Raw genomic sequence first — 878 nt, forward strand, 5'->3', positions numbered from 1 at the left:
GCGCCGGCCGCGGGGACGCGCCCGCGCTCGGCGGGGCCCCGGTGCCGCCCGCGGCCCGCCAGCGGGCCGCGATCGCCGAGGGGTCACGGCCGTCCTGGGCCGCCTGGCGCAGCTCGTGGCCGATCAGGTCCTCCGGCTGCACCCAGGTCAGTCGGAGCATTCCGGCGCTCCCCCTGCCAGCTCCGCGAACGCCCGCTCGTGGGCACGGCGGCGCCGCACGTCCCGGGCGAAGACCTCGCGGGCCACACCGGTGAGCGTGACCGCGGGCTCCCACAGGTCGAGGCGGCTGGCCTCGGCCACGGTCTTGGCCCAGTCCTCGGGGACGGGCGAGCCGAGGGCACCGGTCACGGCACCGGCCATCGTCGCGATGGAGTCGCAGTCGCGGCCGTAGTTCACCGCGCCCAGCACCGCGTGCCGGAAGTCGCCGCCGGCCACCACCACCATGCCCAGCGCCACGGGCAGTTCCTCGATCGCGTGCAGCCGGGACGGGCGGCGGGCGCCCAGGGAGGGGGAGCGGTAGTCGGGGCCCACGGTGTCGTACGGGGCCACCGCCCGCCGCAGCGGACCCAGCGCCGACTCGAAGTCTGAGTGCCGGGACGCCTCCTCGCAGACCCGCTCGATCGCCTCCCGGGTGCCGTCCTTCGCCAGGGACAGGCACGCGGCGACCAGCGCCTCGGCGTAGGCGGCGGCCGGGTGGGCCGCGTCGACCAGGCCGACCGGCGCCATGTACATCGCGGCACCGCAGTTGACGATGTTGCCGACGCCCGCCTCGCGCGGATCGACGTGCCCGTAGTGGATCCGGGCCACCAGCCACTTCTCCGCAAGGAAGATCCGCTGCAGCGGGAGCGCCTCCGCCTCCAGCTCCGGGATCCAGCGCG

1 protein-coding gene and 1 pseudogene are annotated in these 878 nt (G+C 76.5%); both read right to left on the reverse strand.

Annotation, left to right across the window (positions count from 1 at the left end; all coding sequences use genetic code 11):
- Window positions 1-160: pseudogene (locus B7L92_RS43255) on the reverse strand (ADP-ribosylglycohydrolase family protein); the annotation flags it as partial.
- On the reverse strand, window positions 148-878 hold a 731-nt coding region (locus tag B7L92_RS37450), incomplete at its 5' end, for an ADP-ribosylglycohydrolase family protein (RefSeq protein WP_143626482.1). The gene B7L92_RS37450 and the pseudogene B7L92_RS43255, both read right to left, overlap by 13 nt.

Origin of the sequence: Streptomyces viridosporus, from assembly GCF_002078235.1 — a bacterium.
In the GTDB taxonomy this organism is placed as follows: domain Bacteria; phylum Actinomycetota; class Actinomycetes; order Streptomycetales; family Streptomycetaceae; genus Streptomyces; species Streptomyces viridosporus.